Here is a 20174-nt window from a genome sequence, read left to right on the forward strand (position 1 = left end):
GAGCGCCTACTGGTTTTTCGCATCGTGGTGTGTCAGCGCCAACATGATTTCGCTCGCCAACATAGTCACAGATCCAGCGCCCATCGTGAGCACGAGGTCACCAGGTTGTGCCAGACCCACCACGGTTTCAGGGACAGCGGAGAAATTAGGTTCGTAGATCGCGTCAATGCTCATCTTTTCCGTGATGATGCGCGAATCAACTCCCTCCACCGGCTTCTCACGCGCACCGAAAATATCGAGCACCACGCAGGCGTCGGCAAGCGAAAGTGCATCAGCAAATTCTTGCTGGAACTCAATGGTGCGGGAGTACAGGTGCGGTTGGAAGACCACAACCACGCGACCGGTGCCGCGGGCGTTGATTTTTTCGCGCGCCGCACGCAGCACAGCTTGCACTTCGGTGGGGTGATGCGCATAATCGTCGTACACTTCGATGCCACGATGCTCGCCGTAGAATTCAAAGCGTCGGCGCACACCGGAGAAATCGGAGACACCTTCGACCAGTTTATCCAGTTCCCCGCCCGCAACCACGCCAGCGGTAATTGCAGCAGCTGCGTTGAGCACCATGTGCATGCCCGGAATGTGCAGGTCGAGGCGAACCGTATGCCCACCCACCTGCACAGTGGCGTGGGTGAACTTATCGCCGACTGTCACGTCGCTGACCACAGTATGGGCAATATCTGGGTGCTTCGCGCAGGCCTCTTGAGTGCCGTAGCCAAGCACCTTGAGCTGATCTTTCTTCTTCTCACCGAGCGTTGCGGCGTTAGCATCATCAAGGCAGACAATCAGCGTGCCGGTCTCACTCAAACGATCAGCGAAATCGGAGAACACTTGGAAATATGCTTCGGGTGTTTCAAAGAAATCAAGGTGATCAGGCTCGATGTTGGTCACCACCGCAATATCTGGGCAGTAGCGCAGCAGGGAGGCGTCCGATTCGTCGGCTTCTGCCACAAAGCAGCCGCCGGTTCCCTGGTGAGCGTTCGTGCCCGCCTTGTTCAGCTGCCCACCAATGGCGAAACTAGGGTCCATTCCCGCAGCTTGCATGGCAACCACGGCCATGGAGGTGGTGGAGGTTTTGCCGTGCGTTCCGGCGATCAGTACTTGGGTACTGCCCAGCATCAACTCGCCGAGCAGGTCGGAGCGGCGAATAACAGGAATGTTGTGCTCAGCAGCGGCAACGAGTTCGGGGTTATCTTTCGGGATGGCAGCAAAACTGGTGACGACTACCGTCGGCAGCTGCCCGGTCATCTGCAGGTTTTCAGCAGCATGCCCGACCGCGATCTTCGCACCCATAGAGCGCAATGCTAGAAGCGGGCGGGAATCTTTCACATCCGAGCCGGAGACGGTTGCGCCACGATTGAGAAGAATGCGGGCCACACCAGACATTCCGGCGCCGCCGATGCCCACCAAATGCACGCGGCTAAGGTCTACTGAAGGTGTGTTCATGAGTGTGTGTCCGTTTCTGCTCGGTGTGTGTCGGTGATGTCAAAAACAATGTCGGCGATGGTTTCGGCGGCGTTGCCTACTCCTGAGTTTCGGGCGGCTTCGCGCATGCGTCCTAGCTGCTGGTCGTCGGCTATGAGCGTGTCGACGGTCGCAACAAGCTGGTCGGCGATGTTCCGGTCGTCGACAAGCACTGCTGCACCAGCTTTGATCACAGCTGAAGCATTCAGCCCCTGCTCACCATTGCCGTGCGGCAGCGGAACATACACCGCGGGTACGGCTGCATGGGTGACTTCTGCAACTGTCATTGCGCCGGAACGACACACAATCACATCAGCCACCTGGTAGGCAGCAGCCATATCATCCACATAGGCCACCGCATGAAGATGTTCACGCGGGGTGGGCGCAGTATTTTTCGGACCATACACGTGCAGGATCTGCCACCCCGATGCAATCAGCGCGTCCGCATTCTTTTCTACCGCAACATTCAGCGACTGCGCTCCCTGGGACCCACCAGTAACCACCAAGGTACGACGGCTAGGATCAAGACCCCAGAGTTGAAAGCCACGCTCGCGGGCAGCTGCCTTATCTGCTTCACTATGCAATCCAGTGCGGATCGGTATACCCACCACCTTGCCGGGCATACCGGAACCTGCAACAGCATTTAAGCCTAAACCCCCAAGTTTTTCGCCCAGCTTATTGGCAAGACCTGCGCGGGCATTCGCCTCATGGATAATAAAAGGAATACCCAGACTGCGTGCCGCCAGATAACCCGGTGCTGATACGTAACCGCCGAAACCGATGAGGATATCGGCATTATGGTTGCGTAAAATCCGCCGTGCTTCACCGATAGTTTTTATCAGCCTTAACGGCAGTTTGAAAAGGTCAAGATTGATTTTTCGCGGAACTGGGACGGGGCTAATGAGTTGAAGTTCAAAGCCGCGGGCCGGAACAATGTCTTTTTCTAAGCCCTTGGCGGTGCCGAGGGCAATCACATTGGCGCCGCGCTTTCGTAGTTCAGCAGCTACCGCAAGTGCTGGTTCGATATGTCCTGCGGTGCCGCCGCCAGCGACAACGACGTCTAAGCTGTTTTTTGTCATAGTGTCTATTAGTCTAGCTAAAACTTCCGCCCAGATAGTGGCACACCTTGTCTTGGCAACCAAGTGAAATGGAAAATCTTGCCTGTGCACTGTCTTCCGAGGTGGATTCCACCAATTCAAAGGGCTTGCGCACATCCGCAATGGCGCTTAGGCGGGCCCAAACTTTTAGCGGCGCTTTCCCGCGCAACAGAGCCTAAATGACTAGCCCATTTCCCTCCAGCACTTTTACCACTTCCAACACCTGAGCACGGACTGAGTTGGTAGCGAACAAATTATCAGTTAGAGATAGAGCACATGCTACCAACAAAACCGCAGGTCAATTTTGAACAGCTGTGCTGAAACTCTAAGTGTAATTATCAATCAATCCCCAAACATTCATAATTCCATGATTCTTTGAGAATATGCTGGGACAATCTAAAAACAACTCGCAGGGAATCTGGGAAAGTACACAAACAGCCAACCTGGACAACACATCGATGGAAAAGCTTCTGTGCCCACAAGCTCAATGTGTGCACCACCCCGCCACAAGAATCCGCCCTGTAGGAGGAAGAACAAGCCCCACACCTTGGGTGTGGGGCCACTGTTAAAAAGGCCGATGCGGTCGACGCCGCGGCCCCTTCTTGCGTAGTGGGGGACGTCCACGCTGGCCACCACGCGGTAATTGTTCACCACCGGTACTACGCCCTAGCCCGCGCGCACCACGGGAATCACGGGGGTCGACTCCACCTGAATCATAACCGCCCCGGCTACTTCCCTGTCCCCCACGGTACCCACCATGTGCACGTGGCTGTGAAGCCCGCGGCGCATATCCAGCCCTCGGCCGATCCGGCAAACTACGGCGGACCTCACGCTCAGGATACGCATCCGCACCCCGCGGGGATGCTGGAGGTACATCACGAGCCGTGGATGGTCGCGCATGAGCCTCCTCATTGCTGCGCTGACGCGGACGCAGCCCCACCTTCGCAGGAGATTCCAACCCCTCCAAGGTTGGTTCCGGCAACAACAGCAGCGTTTCAAACGCTGGGCGACCATACGCCTGCATCGCCGAAATCGCCTCGGGTTCGTGGCGGGCACAGTTAGCCAACAAGCCCATCGCCGCCAACGTAATCACCGCAGACGTACCACCATAAGAAATCAGTGGAAGCTGGATACCAGTGACTGGAAGCAAACCAATGACATAGCCCATGTTCACAAAAGCCTGCACCACAATACCTGAGGTGAGAGTCGCGGCAAGCAAACCGAGGAACTGATTTTCGCTGCGCATAGCCACGCGGAAACCGACATAACCTAGCCATGCGAACAAAGCGATCACGATCGCACCACCCACAAGACCAAGTTCCTCACCAATCACAGCGAAAATAAAGTCATTTTTTGCTTCAGGAAGATAGAACCACTTCGCGCGGGACTGGCCAATGCCCACACCGGTGAGGTGCCCGTCGGCAAGCGAAAGGAAACCCTGATACGACTGGAAAGCAGTGTCTTTCGTGTCTTCAAAATGCCCAAATAGTGCATCGAAATACACGCTAAAGCGGTGCGAACGGAAGGAGCCGGAAAAAATCAACGACGCCAAACCCACCGTAATACAACCAGCGATAAGACCGATGATGCGCACATTAATGCCGGCGAAAAACAGCAGGAAGATCACAACCATCAAGAAGGTCAGCGCCATACCCACGTCAGCTTCGGCCAGAATCAGCAACGTCATGGTTAAAGCAACGAGACAGAAGGAAGAAAATGGAGATTTCCAACTCTTAAACTCAGGCTTATGACCAGCGAGGTGGGACGAACCCCACACCGCAATAGCGACACGAGCAATCTCAGATGGCTGGAGACGAAGCGGGCCAACCACAATCCACGACTGCGAGCCTTTTTCCTCCATGCCTGTACCCACACCAGGAATCAGCACCGCAATCAACAGCACAATCGACACAATAAGGAGTGCCCAGCTGAGTTTGCGCACAGTTTGGGGGCGCATCCGCATCGCCATCCACATGGCCACCAAACCCAAACACACTAAAACGGCCTGGCGCACAGGAAATGCCCACACACTGCCATTTTCAGTCACCGACCACGACATCGACGCGCTGGTCACCATAACCACGCCGAACGCGGCCAGCATGAACACCACAATCAAAATGTTGAAGTAGTCAAAATATGGGCGGGCGAAAATATCTTTCCGGCGCGCAGAAAGCGCATCCCAAAAACCACCGCCACCACTGCCCTGAGTGTTCTTCGTGCGAAGCTGAGATTCCGGCAGACTACGAGACTGAGGTTGTCCGCTTGCAGGTGTTCGCGCTGTCATCGTCTAATCCTCATCTCATTGGTCGAACATTCACAAGGGCGCATGACGCAAACCCAAAACCAGCGAAGGCGAACACACCTTGCCGCGATGCTACCCGCGACAGGCGCACTGTGCACCACTCGCCGATAGTGCGCATCTTTTACCCAAGATACTTGGATATTGCTTCGGTGAAGAGCTCGCCACGCTGCCCCATGCCGGTATACATATCCAAACTAGCAGCAGCAGGCGCAAGAACGATGGCATCCCCCGCCACAGCCTCAGCGGCAGCCCACGCACACACTTCATCCATCGCAGCAACTGGGTCAGTGCTGTCTGTGACCATCACCTTCGCATGAGGAGCATGCTTGTCGACGGCGCGAGCAATCACCTCCCGATCAACACCAAGCAGACCAACAGCTTTGAGACGCTGAGCATGCTTAGCCACCAGGTCCGATACTTCGGCACCTTTCAGCTGCCCACCGGCAACCCACACCACCGATTCATGACCAGCAAGCGCAGAATCAGCAGCATGTGGATTCGTCGCCTTAGAGTTATCAATGGCAATCACACCATTCGCCTGCGCCACAATCTGACCGCGATGACCAGCAACCGTAAAAGACGCCAACGCCGCAGCAATATCCTCAGCGGATACCCCTTGCGCGCGCGCAGCAGCAGCCGCAGCCAACGCATCATACAGACCCGCAGGACCAGGAGGTTGAATACCCTCGCACGAAGCCAACACATAGTCAGTGCCAAACGCGCAATCAACCACATGGCCCTGAGAAATCCCCAGCTGACCCTGCGTCGGCGGATTCAGAGTAAAACTAATGGTGTCCGGCGTGAGGAAACGGCGCACATACTCATCGTCAATCCCAGCAATAGCAATAGGGGCTTTCAGCACCTTCGCCTTCGCCGTGGCATACTCCTCCATCGACCCATGCCAATCAATATGATCCTCGGCAAGGTTCAGCAATACACCCACATCTGGGCGAAGTTGCGAAGACCAGTGAAGTTGGAAACTCGACAGCTCAGCCACCAACACATCCACACGAGTATCGGCATCCAACGCATCATCCGGATCACCCGAACACTTTGTGCCACGCTGCAAAGCCTCAGCCACCGACACACCAATATTGCCCACCGCCAACGCCTGCGCACCAGACTGCACCATCATCGCCGCAAGCATCGCAGTCGTCGTCGTCTTACCATTCGTGCCGGTAATGACCATCCACGTACGCTTCGGCCCAAACACCTCCGCGCAATCAAGGCGGTAACACAACTCAACGTCACCAACCACCTCAATGCCACAGGCAGCAGCTTCCACTAGAAGCGGCGTCGACGGGCGCCAACCAGGAGAGGTAACCACCAGTGAGAAATCAGCAAGCGTTGCCATGGCGTCGACAAGCGAGATGCCACGAGCACCCGTAACCTCACAGGCACGCGCGAGTGCTGTTTCATTCCCATCAACCACGGTGACATCCGCGCCAAGATTAACCAGCATCTGGGCAACGCCCACACCGGAAATACCAGCACCGGCAACCAGAATCTTTCCCTCAAGATTCATCAGCTCTAGATCCCTCCGTAGCTCAGCCACTCACCATAGAAAATCGCCACACCCAACAGCGCAGCAACACCTGCGATCAGCCAGAAACGAACAACCACCGTCGTCTCAGCCCAACCCCCAGCCTCAAAGTGGTGATGGAACGGAGCCATCCGGAAAATACGAATCTTCTTCGCCTTATAACCCGCCACCTGAATTACTACAGACGCAGCCTCGATCACAAACAGCGCACCAACAATAACCATCAGCAGCTCAGTGCGACTTGCCACCGACAAACCAGCAACCAAACCACCCAGCGCAAGCGAACCGGTATCCCCCATAAAAATCTTCGCCGGAGCCGCATTCCACCATAAAAAGCCCACGCACGCGCCCAAACCAGCAGCCGACAAAATAGCCAAATCCAGCGGATCACGCACATCGTAACAACCTGGAACAGCAACCTGAGTACAGGAATTCCTAAACTGCCAAAACGCCAACGCACCATAAGCACCCAACACAAAAGCAGTCGCACCGGCAGCCAAACCATCAAGCCCATCAGTCAAATTCACCGCATTAGACCACGCCGAAATGAGGATGTACATGAACACCAGGAACAAAATAATGCCAATAACCCCACCCCCAAAAGCAAGATCAACGGTGTCAAGATCACGCAAGAAACTCAAATGAGTCGAGCCAGGGGTTAAGCCATCCTGATTGGGAAACAACAAGATCAACCCGCCGAAAGCCAAAGAAATAGCCAACTGGCCGATCAACTTCGCCTTCTTATTCAGACCCAAATTTCGACCCATGTACAGCTTGATAAAGTCATCGGCAAAGCCCAAACCACCCAAGCCAAGCGTCAAACCCAGTACCAACAAACCCGAGGCAGTAAAACCACCCAAGTTAGTTACCTCACCATAAATCGAGGTAGCAACATACGACACGGTGATCGCAATAAGAATGGCAATGCCACCCATCGTTGGGGTGCCACGCTTTTTAAAGTGCGACTTCAAACCCTCTTCACGAATCTCCTGACCTAAACCGACAGCACTAAACTTCCGAATCAAAACAGGAGTAATAAAAATGGATACCAAAAGGCCAATTGCCCCGGCGAGAATCATCTGGGTCATGGCTTACGCATCCTGCTTTCGGTTACCGCTTAAAGAACTATTCGTCACTGTCTTTTCTCCAACACACGCACATGATAGCGACTGAGAATCACCCTCAGCACCATCAGCGTGCGACTTCCTCTCCTCACTGGGGTTTCCAGCAAGAACAGCCTCGGCTACTGTCCACAAACGGAAAGCATTCGAGGCTTTCACCAACACCACATCCCCAGCTTCAATAATCTGCTGGGCAATGCGCGCAGCCTCAGTAGTATCGGACACCGAAAAAGTCGGCACACCACACTGCGAAGCTGCTTCAACAACCGCTAAACTGTTGGGGTTGTCCCCTACCACAATAAGCGAACTCACCCCGATCTCATGGGCAAAACGAGCAATCTCGGCGTGATCTTCCGCCGCATTCTCACCCAGCTCACTCATCGGCCCCAACACGGCAATCGCATGGGCTTCCGGTTTTTTCATCGCCACCAACGAACGCAGCCCCGCCCGCATCGACTCCGGATTCGCATTATACGAATCATCAATCACAACAACCTGGTCATGCTCACGGGTACGCACATCCATGCGATGCGCACTCGCCGAACGATGCTCACACAATCTCGTAGCTGCATCAGAAAACTCAACACCAGCAGCCAACGCAGCAGCAGCAGCCGCCACAGCATTAGACACCTGATGCAGACCAAAAATCTGCAACTGCACCTCAGCCTCATGCTCACCTGCATGAAGAACAAACCGCGGGCGCGACAACGCATCAACACTGATATCACTCGCCCACACATCCGCAGGCCCGCGAGCAGAAAAACGACACACCCGAGCACGCGTACGACTAGCCATCGCCGCAACAAAAGGATCATCGGCATTCAGCACAGCCACACCAGAAGCAGGCAAAGCCTCCACCAACTCGCCCTTCGCCACCGCAATATTTTCCTGCGAACCAAACTCCCCCACATGGGCAGTACCCACATTGAGCACCACACCAATCTGCGGAGGCGCAATCGTGGCCAAATGTGCCACATGACCAATACCACGAGCACTCATTTCCGCCACTAAAAACTCAGTCTCCTCATCACACTGCAACGCAGTATAAGGATGACCAATCTCGTTATTAAAACTCCCCGGCGGTGCAATCGTCGGCCCTTGCTGCGAACACAACGTTGCCACAATATCCTTCGTCGAGGTCTTCCCCGCCGAACCAGTCACACCAATAACAGTCAGTGCATCCAAACGATCGAGCACAGCACGCGCCAGCCTACCCAAAGCAAAAATTACAGCCGCAACACTGCCATCCGAATCATGCTCCGTAGCATAGGAATTCCCCGAACCAAGCTCATCCGGCGCAGGCGGAACAATCACCGCAGGAACACCAACAGGACGCGCGGCCAGCACACCAACCGCCCCCTGATCACAAGCACGCTGCGCAAAATCATGGCCATCCACCCGAGCACCAGGAATAGCAACAAATAAATCCCCGTGCCCAACTTTACGGGAATCAAACTCAACCCCACCGGTGATCAATTCATCACCCGTGCCATGGTCAACTCGACCCCCCACAGCTTGGGCGACCTGCGCCAACGTCAATGCAATCATTGCTCGATACCTTCTCGTTTTCGTCTTCTAATCTTGTGCCTTTTGCTGCTCTAAAGCAGCCCGCACCTCTTCGCGATCATCAAAATGATGATTCACACCAGCAATCAACTGCCCAACCTCATGACCTTTGCCAGCAACCACCACGACGTCGCCACGCTTCGCCCACGCAATCGCCGCACGAATCGCCTCACGACGATCACCAATCTCAACCACCTCGGCATCTGAATCCTGCGACCGCGCCCCCTCCAACACCGCCTGGCGGATAGCAGCCGGATCCTCCGAACGCGGATTATCATCAGTGACCACCACAAAATCAGCACGCTGAGCAGCCTCAGCACCCATAATCGGACGCTTCGACGCATCACGGTCACCACCGCAGCCAATCACCACAGCAACCCGGCCAGGAACCTGCGCCCGAACCGTATCCAACACCGCAGCAACAGCAGCAGGCTTATGCGCATAATCCACCACAGCCAAGAAATCCTGGCCCGCATCGATGCGCTCCATACGACCGGGCACACCGACGTCGGCAAGCCCAGCAATCATCAACTCAAGATCAACGCCAACACAATCCGCCATCGCCAACGCCAACGACGCATTCGCCACATTAAACAAACCCGGCAACGGCAACGCTACAGTCATGCCATTAAAACGGAAACGCTGCGCCCCCGTAGGCTCAGTGACCACATCAGTTGCCGCATAAAAAGCCTCATGCTTAGTCGACAACTCCTTCGCCCCCGCCCCAGCAACGTTAAGCATCTTCACACCCCACTGATCATCAGTGCACACCACTGCTGCCTTCGCAGCCAACGGCGACCCGGGGCGGAAAAACGCAGCCTTCGCCTCAAAATACTCCTCCATCGTCGGATGGAAATCCAGATGGTCCTGCGACAAGTTACTAAAACCAGCCACATCAAACTTCACACCCTGCACACGCCCCAACGACAACGCATGCGAAGAAACCTCCATCACCACATGCGTCACACCCTCCGACACCATTTGAGCAAACAACGCCTGCAACGTCGGCGCCTCAGGAGTAGTCAACGACGTCGGAATAGAGCGACGATTAATCCGCGTGCCAGTCGTGCCAATCAAACCCACCGACTTCCCCGCAGCCAAAAGCCCAGCTTCAAGAAGATAGCTCGTTGTCGTCTTGCCACTCGTGCCCGTCACTCCCAGCACAGTCAGCTGCGCCGACGGATCGTTGTATACACGGGCAGAGACAAGCCCCAACACCGCACGAACATTATCGACCACAAGAATAGGCCGAGTTTCCCCTTCCTCAGCCAAGATCAACTCACCTGCCGCATCGGTCAGAATTGCCGATGCCTGGGTTGCCCCAGCAAACTGCGCACCATGCACCCGAGTGCCCGGCAACGCCGCAAACAGTTCACCCTGTGCTACGGAAGCGGAGTCCAAACTCACTGCCGAAATCAAGCAGTCCAGCCCATCAAAGCTATCTGCGTTGACAACCCTTGCTTGCGCAAGTGCAGCAAGCTCGGAAATCTTCGGCTTCGAAACCACATCTTTTTCGGACATGTAGGACTCCCCTTTCCAAGGCGATAAGAAACACTCAAAACTACAGAAACAACACGAACAATCAAACACACAACGCACACCAAAGATGCACGAAGAATGCCACACACCAAAAGAGAAGTGTACTCGGCGTTAAGTTCAGGCAAAGCATCCTGCACCAAACAATGAGCACCCTCACATTTTCCTTCGCTTTGCACACACTCGTCGCACTCGTCGCGCGGATGCAACGCAGCCAACTCTCCTCATGAACGAGCGCGTTTATAGTGAGGAAACAAAAACTTTTAGCGCGGTTCCAAGATAAGTTGCCCTTCTTGTGGTGGGCTCAATGGAACGTTATCGCGATCCAACAGCCAACTAGCAATGTCATGGAACAACGGCGCAGCCGATTGCCCACCTTCCCCATGCACACCACGCACAGGGCGGTCCAGCATCAACGCCACCGCATAGCGTGGGTTATCTGCAGGGGCGATGCCTGCAAAAGTAATCCAGTAATTAGAGTGCGAATACGCCCCAGTATTGGGATCCACCTGTTGTGCGGTACCCGTCTTGCCTGAGATCTGATAACCAGGAATCGCCGCACCAGCACCGGTACCTTGCTGCACACCAGTAGGATCCTGTTGGACAACCGCCCGGAACATATCAATAACCGTCCGTGCAGTAGATTCCTTCACCACCCGGACGCGGCGAGGCTCCGGCTGCTCAATGACCTCACCGGTAGAATCTTTCATCTCGGCAACAATGCGAGGTTCAATCCGCTCTCCCCCATTGGCCAACGCTTGGTAAATTCCAGCCATTTGAATCAAGGTAAGGCTCATGCCTTGGCCAATAGGCAAGTTTGCGAACGTGCCGCCCGACCATTGCTCGAATCGTGGGCGCAAACCCTCCGACTCGGATGGGAGCTCAATTCCGGTGGGGCGGCCCACTCCGAAATCGGTTAACAATTGATCGAAACGTTCCTCGCCTAAGCGCTGGGCCAGCATCAAAGTACCCACGTTTGACGACTTACCAAAAACGCCGGTTGTGGTAAACGGTGTGGGGCCGTGCGGCCATGCATCCTTCACGTTGACCCCAGCCATGTCAATGCTGCCTGGTACGGTAAGCACCTCGTCAGGGGTTGTTAAGCCATCTTCAATGACACCAGCGGCGGTGATAATTTTCGCCACCGAACCGGGTTCAAACGGGGCTGAAATTGTTGGGTTACCAAATTCTTTACCGCGGTCGAGCTGGCGTTGAATATCACCGGTGGGGTCAATGGCGTCGGTGTTGGCCATTGCAAGAACCTGACCAGTTTTTACATCCAGCACAACTGCGCTGGCTTGTTTCGCCCCTGAATTACTCTTGGCTTGCTCGAGTTGCTGCTGCACATAAGTTTGCAAATCAAGATCCAAGGTTAATGTCACGCTTGCGCCGTGCGTGGCGGGCACCTGATCACGCAAGGTACCTGGAATCACTTGACCCAACGCGGATACATCTGCGGTGGAGCGACCATTCACACCGGCAAGCAGGGAATCATTCGACGCCTCAAACCCGAACTGGCCCTGCCCATCTTGGCTGATTTTTCCAATGACGTTTGAGGCAACTGCACCATTGGGGTACTGGCGAATGTCCTGTAGATCGGCGGCGACGCCGTGATAGGTGCGCGAAATTTCTACCGCCACGTCGGGGTCAACATTGCGCACGAGCACAGCATACGTGGAATCAGCTTCCAGCTTGTCCAAAATGTCTTTGCTATTGACTTCGTGCGCTGATGCCCCTTTATCCGCGATCACTTTCGGGATTTCATCAGCGTACTGCTTTAGGTAACCCTCAACCTTCTTATCAATCGCGTTTTCCCGCTGATCGGCGGGAATTCCCGACCACTGGCCTGCTTCGATCAGATCGTTTTCTGCGGTATAGCGCAGCTCTTTGCGCAACACGTTCGGCGAGACTGTCAGTGAGCGCGCCTGCATGGTGAATGCAAGTTGCTGGCCTTGACGGTCGACGATTTCGCCGCGCCGCGCAGGGTCAGTGTAGATACGGGTGCGCTGCACTGAGGCTTTTTCTGAAAGGTCTGGCCCCCACACCAACTGCACCCACGCCATGCGTCCAATGAGAACAGCGCACAAAAAGAGGGCGAGGATGCGAACTGCACGCAGCCTTGTCGCCATCATTTCTTTTTGCGTCACTGGCTTGTCGACGCCGCCACCTGCTCTGCGCTGTGATGCGGGCGATCCTGCGGGCACGGTGGTGGCTTTGAGTTGTCCTACGCGCTGTTGCTTGTAGCTTTCTTCCCTACGACGAATCCGGGACGAGTACTCGTCTCGTCCCGGCCCGTCGGATCTCCTCTGGTTCACGGCCTTAATATGCCCTCATCATCCGGTGTTGCCTTAGTGATTTGCAGGGTATGGGGCCACATTGGGCACCATGGGGACCACCTGCGGTACAGGGTTGAGATTCGGCGCAACTTCTTGTGTCAGCTTCGGATCGCTCGTGACAAGACGCGGGCGAATCTGTTGCCCATTGACATCAACTATAGGGCGTGTTGCGTCGGTTGCAGGGCGCTGTTCGACAATGTCGCCGTTTTCATTGCGCACCAAGATCCCTGGCTGGTCAGGTACAACCATGCCCATTTCTTGCGCACGACGTGCAATTTCAGCGGTCGCAGATGCTTGTTGCAGATCCCTATTGAGGGTTTCCAATTGATTGCGCAACATTTGTTCGTTGTGCTTCAAAGTGGAGATTTTGAACGACTGGTCGGTCGAGACACCAGACAGCAGGGTTGCTGCACACACGCCGAGCATCACGATGATGCTGATGAAAATGGTGAAGCGAATCTTTCCGCGGTCGGCTTTGGGGCGTTCAACCCTGCGTCCACGGTACGTGAATTGCTGTTTCGATCCACCTTTGTGCTGAAAGCGCCGTTTCGGGGCCGCCACAGTTCGTCGCGTGGGGGTTGCGGTACGGGCACGTTCAGGCGAAGGTAGCGTACGGGTGGCATCGATAACGCTCGAGCGATGGGTAGTGTTTCGATCCAGATCGCCACTGTAGTCACGGGAGGAATAGGTGCGCGGCAGCTGCGTTGTATTCATGGGTTACCGTGCTCCTTTCTTTGCCTGAATAGCCCTGACCCGCACGGGGGCTGATCGAGGGTTTTCTTCGATTTCTTTCTCGTTTGCTTTTTCTGCGCCGCGTGTAATCAGCTCGAATTTCGCTGCGTACTCGGGCAGATCCATCGGCAACCCGGCAGGGGTTTTCGAGGTAGTTAATTCAGTGAAGAACTTCTTCACGATCTTGTCTTCCAAAGACTGGTACGACATGAACACCGCGCGCCCACCTGGCACTAACAGGTCGGTGATCAGCGGGATGACATTTTCGATAGCTTCCAGCTCACGGTTGACTTCCACACGCAATGCTTGGAATGTGCGTTTAGCTGGGTGCCCACCGGTACGGCGTGTTGCCGCAGGAATGTTTGCGTAGAGCAGTTCGACCAAACGCGCGGAGGTGCTAAACGGTTGTTTCTCACGCTCGCGCACAATCGCGCTGGCGATCTTGCCTGCGAATCGTTCATCTCCGTAAGTTTTCAAAATTCGCGCGATGTCCCCATGGGAGTAAGTATTGAGGATATCGGCAGCAGTGATCCCCTCGGTGTCGTTCATGCGCATATCCAATGGCGCATCAACGCGATAGGCAAAGCCACGATCGACTTGGTCAAGCTGCATGGACGACACACCTAGATCAAACAGTGCACCTGTGATGCCAACCTCGATGCCAATACGGCAAGCAGTGTTTCCCTTTTCTGCTTCTTCCTGCATGAGTGGCAGAAATTGGTCGAAGCGGGTGTGCAAGCCGACGAATCGATCGCCGAAGGGGGCTAGTCGCTCACGTGCTGCGGTCAGCGCGTTGATATCGCGGTCAAGGCCGATGACGTAGGCCTGTGGAAAGCTTTTCAGGAAGAATTCAGAGTGCCCGCCGGCGCCGAGGGTTCCGTCGATGATGACGGCTTGGTCGCCCATTTCTTCAACCGCTGGTGCCAAAAGTTCGGTGACGCGGTCGCGTAAAACGGGAACATGACCAAAGTTGGCCTGAAGGTCTGCCCGGTGTGAAGACTTTTCTGCCATGAAGTCCCCCTCTTCCTTACTGGTTGTTCACGCACTTTAGCGATTGCGTAATGTACTTCTTCCCTACTGGTGCTGGGTCACCAGTAGCCCAATAGCCCAATTGCGTAGTGCGCATAGAGCCCCACCACTAACCCTGTGTTGCATGAAAAGAAAACCAAGTACCGTGATGCTTCTTGGGAAGGTCGCCGCTCTGATATCGGGGAAGTACACCAGAACAATGCGTGGTCTTTAAATAGCTTTTCTCTTATGCGGTTGTAGGTTCAGCGGTGGAGTTCTTACGCGCACTCCACCCGTGCGTTAAAGGAGTCCTCCAAGAATGTCATCGTCGGCGGCTGCAAAAGCCGCTTCAGTTTCTTCCTGGTATCGCGCCCACGCGGCAGCATCCCAAATTTCGAGGAAGTCCATCGAACCAATGACCACACATTCTTTGGTCAACCCCGCATATTCACGGTGTGCTGCCGACAATGTGATACGTCCTTGGCCGTCGGGGCGCTGTTCGTCCGCACTCGCAGCGAGGTTACGGATGAAAGCTCGGGCTTCCGGATTGGTACGAGACACTTCAGCAGCTTTGCGTGCCCGCCGAATGAACTCGTCTTTGGGATAAACAGCGAGGGAATGATCCTGCCCTTTTGTCACCATTAATCCACCCGCAAGATCTTCGCGGAACTTTGCGGGAAGGGTTAGGCGACCTTTGTCATCAAGCTTGGGAGTGTAGGTGCCAAGAAACATGTCACGGTACCCACCTTCCCTCAAACTGCTTAACGACTGTGAGATACAGAAGCGGCTGAGCGAACAACCGCCTCCGTTTTCTACGCCCCCCACATTACCCCACATTTCCCCACTTTCAACTCACCACCCAAGCAGATCTGCCAACATTGGTCCAAAAAACATAGCTTAAGCTGCACTTTTCTGGTGGGGAATTTTTTTGCATCAGAAGTAGATTTCCCTCAAAATAGCCCCACTATTCACTCTATTACCGATGTTCCCCCATACCCCTTGTGTCCCAGTTTTCCCAATCCTGTTCAATTCCTTAGCCCCACACTAATGGTTACACACAGTAGGAACCCATTAAGAACTGCGCTTATAAAACGATTATTTACCCCCGCCAACTTTCATAAGCACAACAGATGTACATAACAACAACACCCCCCTTCTCGGCCGTGGGGGAAAGTGGGGAATCCCCAGTGGGGGAAAGTGGGGGATGTGACTATGAACCCTGACAGACATTCTTCATCTCCCAGCTTGCGCAATTCCATCTCATTTACCCCCATACCCGCTGGCGCCAAATTTCCTTCACCACCACCATCACTACAAACCTCCCCCGCCCCCACACCAAGTGCTCAACTCAACCACCAAACCCCCTGCATCACCGCACCGCACTCTTGAGCCTTACCCCCTTTAAAGCACAGAAAAACTGATTTTTCAGTAGAAAATCCACCGAAGACACACCCCAAAATGAGGTAATTTTCAACCAAAACTTAGTTTTGCCCTAATCTGCACTCATATTGTGTTAATTTTTCTGTACTTCTACAAGGAAGTCATTCCAAAAATTCCATGCTGATCAGCAGCAACACCAAAAGGATTGTTGATGAAAGTTCGTTCTTCTCTCCTCGCATGTACCACGGCACTAGCAGTCGCATTCAGCGGTACCCCTGTCAGTTTTGCCCAGGATTCCACCACCGCAACGATTGTTTCTACCGACTCCCAGCAAGGCGCATCTCCTGATACTGCCACCACAGATACAACCACGGCGGCAAACCACACAACGTCAGAAAACAATGCCACCACTAATGCCCAAGACACCACTGAAGCCCAGCAGGAGCAAGGACTGAGTCCTTGGGCTATCGCTGGCATTGGCGCTGGTATCGCAGTAACCATTGCCGCTATTGGTGGCGCGGTGCAGTGGGCTATGCATCACGGCCTGATCCCGAATCCTTTCCAGCCCCCAGCGCCACCCGCACCCCCAGCACCCCCAGCGCCACCTGCACCACCCGCTCCCCCTGCCCCACCGGCACCGCGGCCAGCACCTGCGGCACGTGCGGTCACCCCACCTCCTGCCCCGCAACCTGCACCTCAGGCTTACTACCGTAATTGCCGTGAGGTCTGGCGTGCACTTGGCCGCCCGATTCGTAGCCACGAAGCTGGTTTCCATAGCAGGCTCGATCGCGATGGTGACGGCGTAGGCTGCGAGCGTCGCCCACGTTAGGCGATACGCCAAGCGTCCCGATTCACAATTACATAAAGGCACCGTAAATCACGGCAGATCTACGGTGCCTTTATTATTTCCCCCTACTTTCTTCGCCTCAGATGATGGAAAGCATGGGGGAAATGTTGGTCTAAGGATTAGTTTTCAAAACGGCGTCGGAAGTTATCTTCCATCCGCTCCCCCAGCTTTCCTTGGGAAGTCGAACCTGTACGGTGGCTGCTAGTTACGGACACTGGAGATTTACCGCCACTGCGCAGCATCCACATGCCACCAGCAACCATCACCATGAAACCTAAGACACTGACCGCGACAAGCCAGAGCGAAATTTGGCTCATAGCCACACCGCCAACGAGCAAAACCAAGCCGATCACAATAACAGCAATCCCCCGCAAGGTAACACCACCTTGCGAGCCCCCGAAGCTTTCGGCCGCAACAGACTTGCCAAACTGCGGGTCTTCCGCCAGCAACGACTGCTCAATTTCCCGAAGCATCTTCTGCTCATGTTCGGAAAGTGCCACTATTCCTCCCTGGATCCGCGTAACTACAGTGTCGGCGTAAATTACCGCCACCCACACAATACTAGCGGGTGACAACACTGCCGAAATATAACACTTCTGCAGCTGGTGACGGTACTTCACACTTAGAAAAAGGTTGTTCTACTTCATCTAACGTCAAGCGTAGTAGGAAAGTTCCCCACTTGACCAACGAGGGCAGAAAATATCAGCCTAGGCTGCGGCAGGGGAACTGCCAGACTGTGTCTCCACTGCATCAATAAACTCAGAAACGAGGTTGATCAGTGCATCTACCTGTGCAACATCTATATCTGTTGTAATCCCCGAAAGGGCGTGGGAGCGAAGTTTGGAATATTTCTCACATTTATCCGCCCACACTGCAGCATCCTTGCCCACGAGACGCAGCTGCGCCCATGCCGAAGCTGGTTTGCGTACCCGGCGCGCAACAGGACTCAGTGCCACAGCTGCGGCTGCTGTACGCAATGCTGCTTGATAGGCGGAATCGAGTGCTAGATCGTAGCGTTGTTGTTTGCGGTATGTGACGGCTTCCGCGATGAGCCAGTGGGCGCGGTGCATGTACTGGCCGCTTGCGTTGTTGCGGGTGGCAAAACGGGTAGTAGCAGAAACAACGGTGTTCATGATGTGACGCTCCTTTCTTTCCTATTTGTGCGCCTGCACCGTGGGTAGTCCACAGAGCTGGTGCTCTTGACCGTGTGCCGAATGTGGTGCGTAGTTTTCCTGGTCGCTTTTTAGTTGTGAAGTGTAGAAAATGCCTCGAACATGACCTACCCCTATTATAGAACAGTTGTTTGAAGCTGTGGGGTTGTCCAGCAAATATAGGCACCTTAACGGCTCCGAGTGTGGGCCTTGTGCAGAACGTGTGAGATGGGTGCGTTTGTGTTTTGTGCGCTACTCTTCGCAATCGCGGGTTAAACGTGGTTCGATTGTTTATGTGACTGTTTATTACCAAAGCCTGAGTCCCCACGAGTTTTCTGTGCTGTGTCCTTCATTGGTGGATGTGTATATCAAGGCGATGGGCTACGACCCTGCGATGAAAAACAGTCGGATTACTGCTTGGCGCGCGGCGGTGATGGAGAAGAATTTTCACGCTGTGCTTGCGCATAACAACACGCATATTCTTGGTGTTGCTTATGGCTATCTGGGGAGGCCTGAGCATTGGTGGGATCGGGAGGTGCGGCGTGCGTTGCGACTTCAGGGGGGTGCTTCACCGAGGCAGCTTAATATTTTGAGTCAGTATTTTTCAGTGACTGAGATTCATGTCAGCCCGCAGGCGCAGGGCAAGGGTATCGGTACTCAGCTACTGTCTAGCTTGATTGCGAAGTCGCAGTCGGAGCATATTTTGCTGTCCACCCCTGAGGTTGCTGGGGAGGATAATGGTGCGTTTCGTTTGTATCGTCGGTTTGGTTTTGAGGATTTTGTTCGCCAAATGTTGTTTGCTGGCGATGAGCGTCCTTTTGCTATTTTGCACGCGACTGCATCGTCGTGCCCATAGGCGTGGGCGCTGAGTTGCCTTATACTTGTCGACGCCCCCAACTGGTAGCAGGATAGTCCTTGCGTGTAACCAGCTGAGGGCGTGAGTTTTTCTCAACTTTGTTGCGCTTTCCGATTGCGGTTGTAGCGTTGTTTTAGCGCACGGCGTCGTGGCCGAGTTCTGGCCCCCAGGCTGGGGCCATTCCGAGGTTGTGGAGGACTTCTTGGGTTGCGCGGGCGAAGTTAAGCGTCATGAAGTGAAGGTCGGGCACACCTTCGGCGATGAGGCGTTCGGCCATGATGGTGGATTCTTCAATGCCTACTTTTCGGATTTCATCACGGTTGGCTTCTTCGTTTCCACCGGCGGCTTTCACGAGGCGTTCTTCGAGTGCTGGTGGTAGGTACGCGCCGGAGAGTTCGATTTGACGGCGTACGGAACGCAGGCTTGTGATTGGCATAATACCTGGGATGATTGGCTTGGTGCCGTGTTCTGGGTCGGCAGCGGCCAGCCTATCGCGCAGTCGCAGGTAGTAGTCGATGTCGAAGAACATTTGGGTGATGGAAAATTCCGCCCCGGCGCGCAGCTTGTTGAGGGTGAATTCGGTGTCGGCTTCAAGTGTGGGTGCGCGGTAGTGCCCTTCGGGGAAGGATGCGATGCCGACTTGGAAGTGTTGCGTTTCGGGGAGGTTTTTGGTCAGTCGGATGAGCTGTTCAGCGTATTCGTATCCGCCGTCGATTTTGGTCCAGTCGCCGAGTGGGTCGCCTCCTGGTGGGTCGCCGCGTAGAGCGAGCAGGTTGCTGAGTCCTGCTGAGGCGTAGCCTTGGAGGATTTCGATGAGTTCGGCTTCGGTGTGTCCGACGAGGGTGAGGTGGACGAGGGTGGTCAGTGGGTGGTGCGCGAGTTCGTGGGCAATACGGAGGGTGCGGTCGCGAGAGGATCCGCCTGCACCGTAGGTGACGGAGACGAATGCTGCGCCGAGGTCGTGGAATACTTCGGCAGCTTTCCATAGGCGGGCTTCTGCTTCGTCGGTGCGTGGGGGCATGAATTCGACGGAGAAGGGGATTCTTCCGGGGGCGGGGGCGGTGATTACGTCGGTGATTGCTCGTTGGTATCGTGCGGGGGTAGGTGTTGCTGCCATGCCTAGGTATCTTAGAAGTTAGAGTTAGGTTTCTGGGACTTTCGTGCCCCGAAATTTCTATTTATTTTCCCTCGTGGACAGAATATGGCCGACTAGCTTGGGGTATTTTGTTTCACCCCTT

At 54.8% G+C, this 20174-nt stretch carries 16 protein-coding genes; 2 read left to right on the forward strand and 14 right to left on the reverse strand.

The window, feature by feature from the left end; genetic code table 11:
• Positions 1-6 precede the first annotated feature (6 nt).
• The 11 genes from murC to mraZ form a co-directional block, all read right to left on the reverse strand.
• The gene (murC, locus tag CFELI_RS08850; RefSeq protein WP_277104588.1) at positions 7-1443 is read right to left on the reverse strand and encodes a UDP-N-acetylmuramate--L-alanine ligase; all 1437 of its coding nucleotides are present in this window, start codon (positions 1441-1443) and stop codon (positions 7-9) included.
• On the reverse strand, positions 1440-2540 hold the full coding sequence (gene murG / locus CFELI_RS08855; protein ID WP_277104587.1) for an undecaprenyldiphospho-muramoylpentapeptide beta-N-acetylglucosaminyltransferase: 1101 nt from the start codon (positions 2538-2540) through the stop codon (positions 1440-1442). Before murG ends, murC begins: the two co-directional genes overlap by 4 nt.
• Positions 2541-3123: 583 nt before the next feature.
• Positions 3124-4842 (reverse strand): putative lipid II flippase FtsW, encoded by a 1719-nt coding sequence (ftsW, locus tag CFELI_RS08860; RefSeq protein ID WP_277104586.1) that lies wholly within the window; start codon positions 4840-4842, stop codon positions 3124-3126.
• A gap of 139 nt (positions 4843-4981) precedes the next feature.
• Positions 4982-6385 carry a UDP-N-acetylmuramoyl-L-alanine--D-glutamate ligase gene (gene murD, locus CFELI_RS08865; protein WP_277104585.1) on the reverse strand — a complete coding sequence of 468 codons (1404 nt, stop codon included), beginning with the start codon at positions 6383-6385 and terminating at the stop codon, positions 4982-4984.
• A 5-nt stretch (positions 6386-6390) separates the two neighbouring features.
• On the reverse strand, positions 6391-7491 hold the full coding sequence (mraY, locus tag CFELI_RS08870; protein ID WP_277104584.1) for a phospho-N-acetylmuramoyl-pentapeptide-transferase: 1101 nt from the start codon (positions 7489-7491) through the stop codon (positions 6391-6393).
• Between the two features lie 3 nt (positions 7492-7494).
• The gene (locus CFELI_RS08875; protein WP_277104583.1) at positions 7495-9072 is read right to left on the reverse strand and encodes a UDP-N-acetylmuramoyl-tripeptide--D-alanyl-D-alanine ligase; all 1578 of its coding nucleotides are present in this window, start codon (positions 9070-9072) and stop codon (positions 7495-7497) included.
• Between the two features lie 27 nt (positions 9073-9099).
• The gene (locus CFELI_RS08880) at positions 9100-10611 is read right to left on the reverse strand and encodes a UDP-N-acetylmuramoyl-L-alanyl-D-glutamate--2,6-diaminopimelate ligase (RefSeq protein ID WP_277104582.1); all 1512 of its coding nucleotides are present in this window, start codon (positions 10609-10611) and stop codon (positions 9100-9102) included.
• Positions 10612-10889: 278 nt separating this feature from the next.
• Entirely contained in the window at positions 10890-12755 is a 1866-nt protein-coding gene (locus CFELI_RS08885) for a peptidoglycan D,D-transpeptidase FtsI family protein (protein ID WP_277104614.1), read from the reverse strand.
• 219 nt (positions 12756-12974) lie between these two features.
• Complete coding sequence (ftsL, locus tag CFELI_RS08890) at positions 12975-13676, reverse strand: cell division protein FtsL (RefSeq protein ID WP_277104581.1); 702 nt, start codon at positions 13674-13676, stop codon at positions 12975-12977.
• A gap of 3 nt (positions 13677-13679) precedes the next feature.
• Entirely contained in the window at positions 13680-14705 is a 1026-nt protein-coding gene (gene rsmH, locus CFELI_RS08895; protein WP_277104580.1) for a 16S rRNA (cytosine(1402)-N(4))-methyltransferase RsmH, read from the reverse strand.
• Positions 14706-15002: 297 nt separating this feature from the next.
• Positions 15003-15434, reverse strand: coding sequence for a division/cell wall cluster transcriptional repressor MraZ (gene mraZ, locus CFELI_RS08900; protein ID WP_277104579.1), 432 nt, complete (start codon positions 15432-15434; stop codon positions 15003-15005).
• Between the two features lie 859 nt (positions 15435-16293).
• On the opposite strand from mraZ, the gene CFELI_RS08905 reads away from it, so the two are divergent.
• The gene (locus tag CFELI_RS08905; RefSeq protein WP_277104578.1) at positions 16294-16911 is read left to right on the forward strand and encodes an excalibur calcium-binding domain-containing protein; all 618 of its coding nucleotides are present in this window, start codon (positions 16294-16296) and stop codon (positions 16909-16911) included.
• A gap of 137 nt (positions 16912-17048) precedes the next feature.
• Here the strand turns inward: CFELI_RS08905 and CFELI_RS08910 are convergent, their stop codons facing one another.
• Both CFELI_RS08910 and CFELI_RS08915 read right to left on the reverse strand, forming a co-directional pair.
• A complete protein-coding gene (locus tag CFELI_RS08910; protein WP_277104577.1) occupies positions 17049-17429 on the reverse strand; it encodes a DUF3040 domain-containing protein in 381 nt (126 codons plus the stop codon).
• Between the two features lie 207 nt (positions 17430-17636).
• A complete protein-coding gene (locus tag CFELI_RS08915; protein WP_277104576.1) occupies positions 17637-18062 on the reverse strand; it encodes an SAV_6107 family HEPN domain-containing protein in 426 nt (141 codons plus the stop codon).
• 313 nt (positions 18063-18375) lie between these two features.
• Between CFELI_RS08915 and CFELI_RS08920 the strand changes: the two genes are divergently transcribed.
• The gene (locus CFELI_RS08920) at positions 18376-18936 is read left to right on the forward strand and encodes a GNAT family N-acetyltransferase (RefSeq protein ID WP_277104575.1); all 561 of its coding nucleotides are present in this window, start codon (positions 18376-18378) and stop codon (positions 18934-18936) included.
• Between the two features lie 133 nt (positions 18937-19069).
• On the opposite strand, the gene CFELI_RS08925 is transcribed toward CFELI_RS08920, so the two are convergent.
• Positions 19070-20053, reverse strand: coding sequence for a methylenetetrahydrofolate reductase (locus CFELI_RS08925; protein ID WP_277104574.1), 984 nt, complete (start codon positions 20051-20053; stop codon positions 19070-19072).
• Between the last annotated feature and the right edge of the window lie 121 nt (positions 20054-20174).

The organism is Corynebacterium felinum (assembly GCF_030408755.1).
GTDB lineage: Bacteria > Actinomycetota > Actinomycetes > Mycobacteriales > Mycobacteriaceae > Corynebacterium > Corynebacterium felinum.

Bases quoted from the DNA above. Each gene is read 5' to 3' on its own strand.
- murC (WP_277104588.1), bottom strand. From the start codon at position 1,443: ATGAACACACCTTCAGTAGACCTTAGCCGCGTGCATTTGGTGGGCATC.
- murG (WP_277104587.1), bottom strand. From the start codon at position 2,540: ATGACAAAAAACAGCTTAGACGTCGTTGTCGCTGGCGGCGGCACCGCA.
- ftsW (WP_277104586.1), bottom strand. From the start codon at position 4,842: ATGACAGCGCGAACACCTGCAAGCGGACAACCTCAGTCTCGTAGTCTG.
- murD (WP_277104585.1), bottom strand. From the start codon at position 6,385: ATGAATCTTGAGGGAAAGATTCTGGTTGCCGGTGCTGGTATTTCCGGT.
- mraY (WP_277104584.1), bottom strand. From the start codon at position 7,491: ATGACCCAGATGATTCTCGCCGGGGCAATTGGCCTTTTGGTATCCATT.
- CFELI_RS08875 (WP_277104583.1), bottom strand. From the start codon at position 9,072: ATGATTGCATTGACGTTGGCGCAGGTCGCCCAAGCTGTGGGGGGTCGA.
- CFELI_RS08880 (WP_277104582.1), bottom strand. From the start codon at position 10,611: ATGTCCGAAAAAGATGTGGTTTCGAAGCCGAAGATTTCCGAGCTTGCT.
- CFELI_RS08885 (WP_277104614.1), bottom strand. From the start codon at position 12,755: ATGGCGACAAGGCTGCGTGCAGTTCGCATCCTCGCCCTCTTTTTGTGC.
- ftsL (WP_277104581.1), bottom strand. From the start codon at position 13,676: ATGAATACAACGCAGCTGCCGCGCACCTATTCCTCCCGTGACTACAGT.
- rsmH (WP_277104580.1), bottom strand. From the start codon at position 14,705: ATGGCAGAAAAGTCTTCACACCGGGCAGACCTTCAGGCCAACTTTGGT.
- mraZ (WP_277104579.1), bottom strand. From the start codon at position 15,434: ATGTTTCTTGGCACCTACACTCCCAAGCTTGATGACAAAGGTCGCCTA.
- CFELI_RS08905 (WP_277104578.1), top strand. From the start codon at position 16,294: ATGAAAGTTCGTTCTTCTCTCCTCGCATGTACCACGGCACTAGCAGTC.
- CFELI_RS08915 (WP_277104576.1), bottom strand. From the start codon at position 18,062: ATGAACACCGTTGTTTCTGCTACTACCCGTTTTGCCACCCGCAACAAC.
- CFELI_RS08925 (WP_277104574.1), bottom strand. From the start codon at position 20,053: ATGGCAGCAACACCTACCCCCGCACGATACCAACGAGCAATCACCGAC.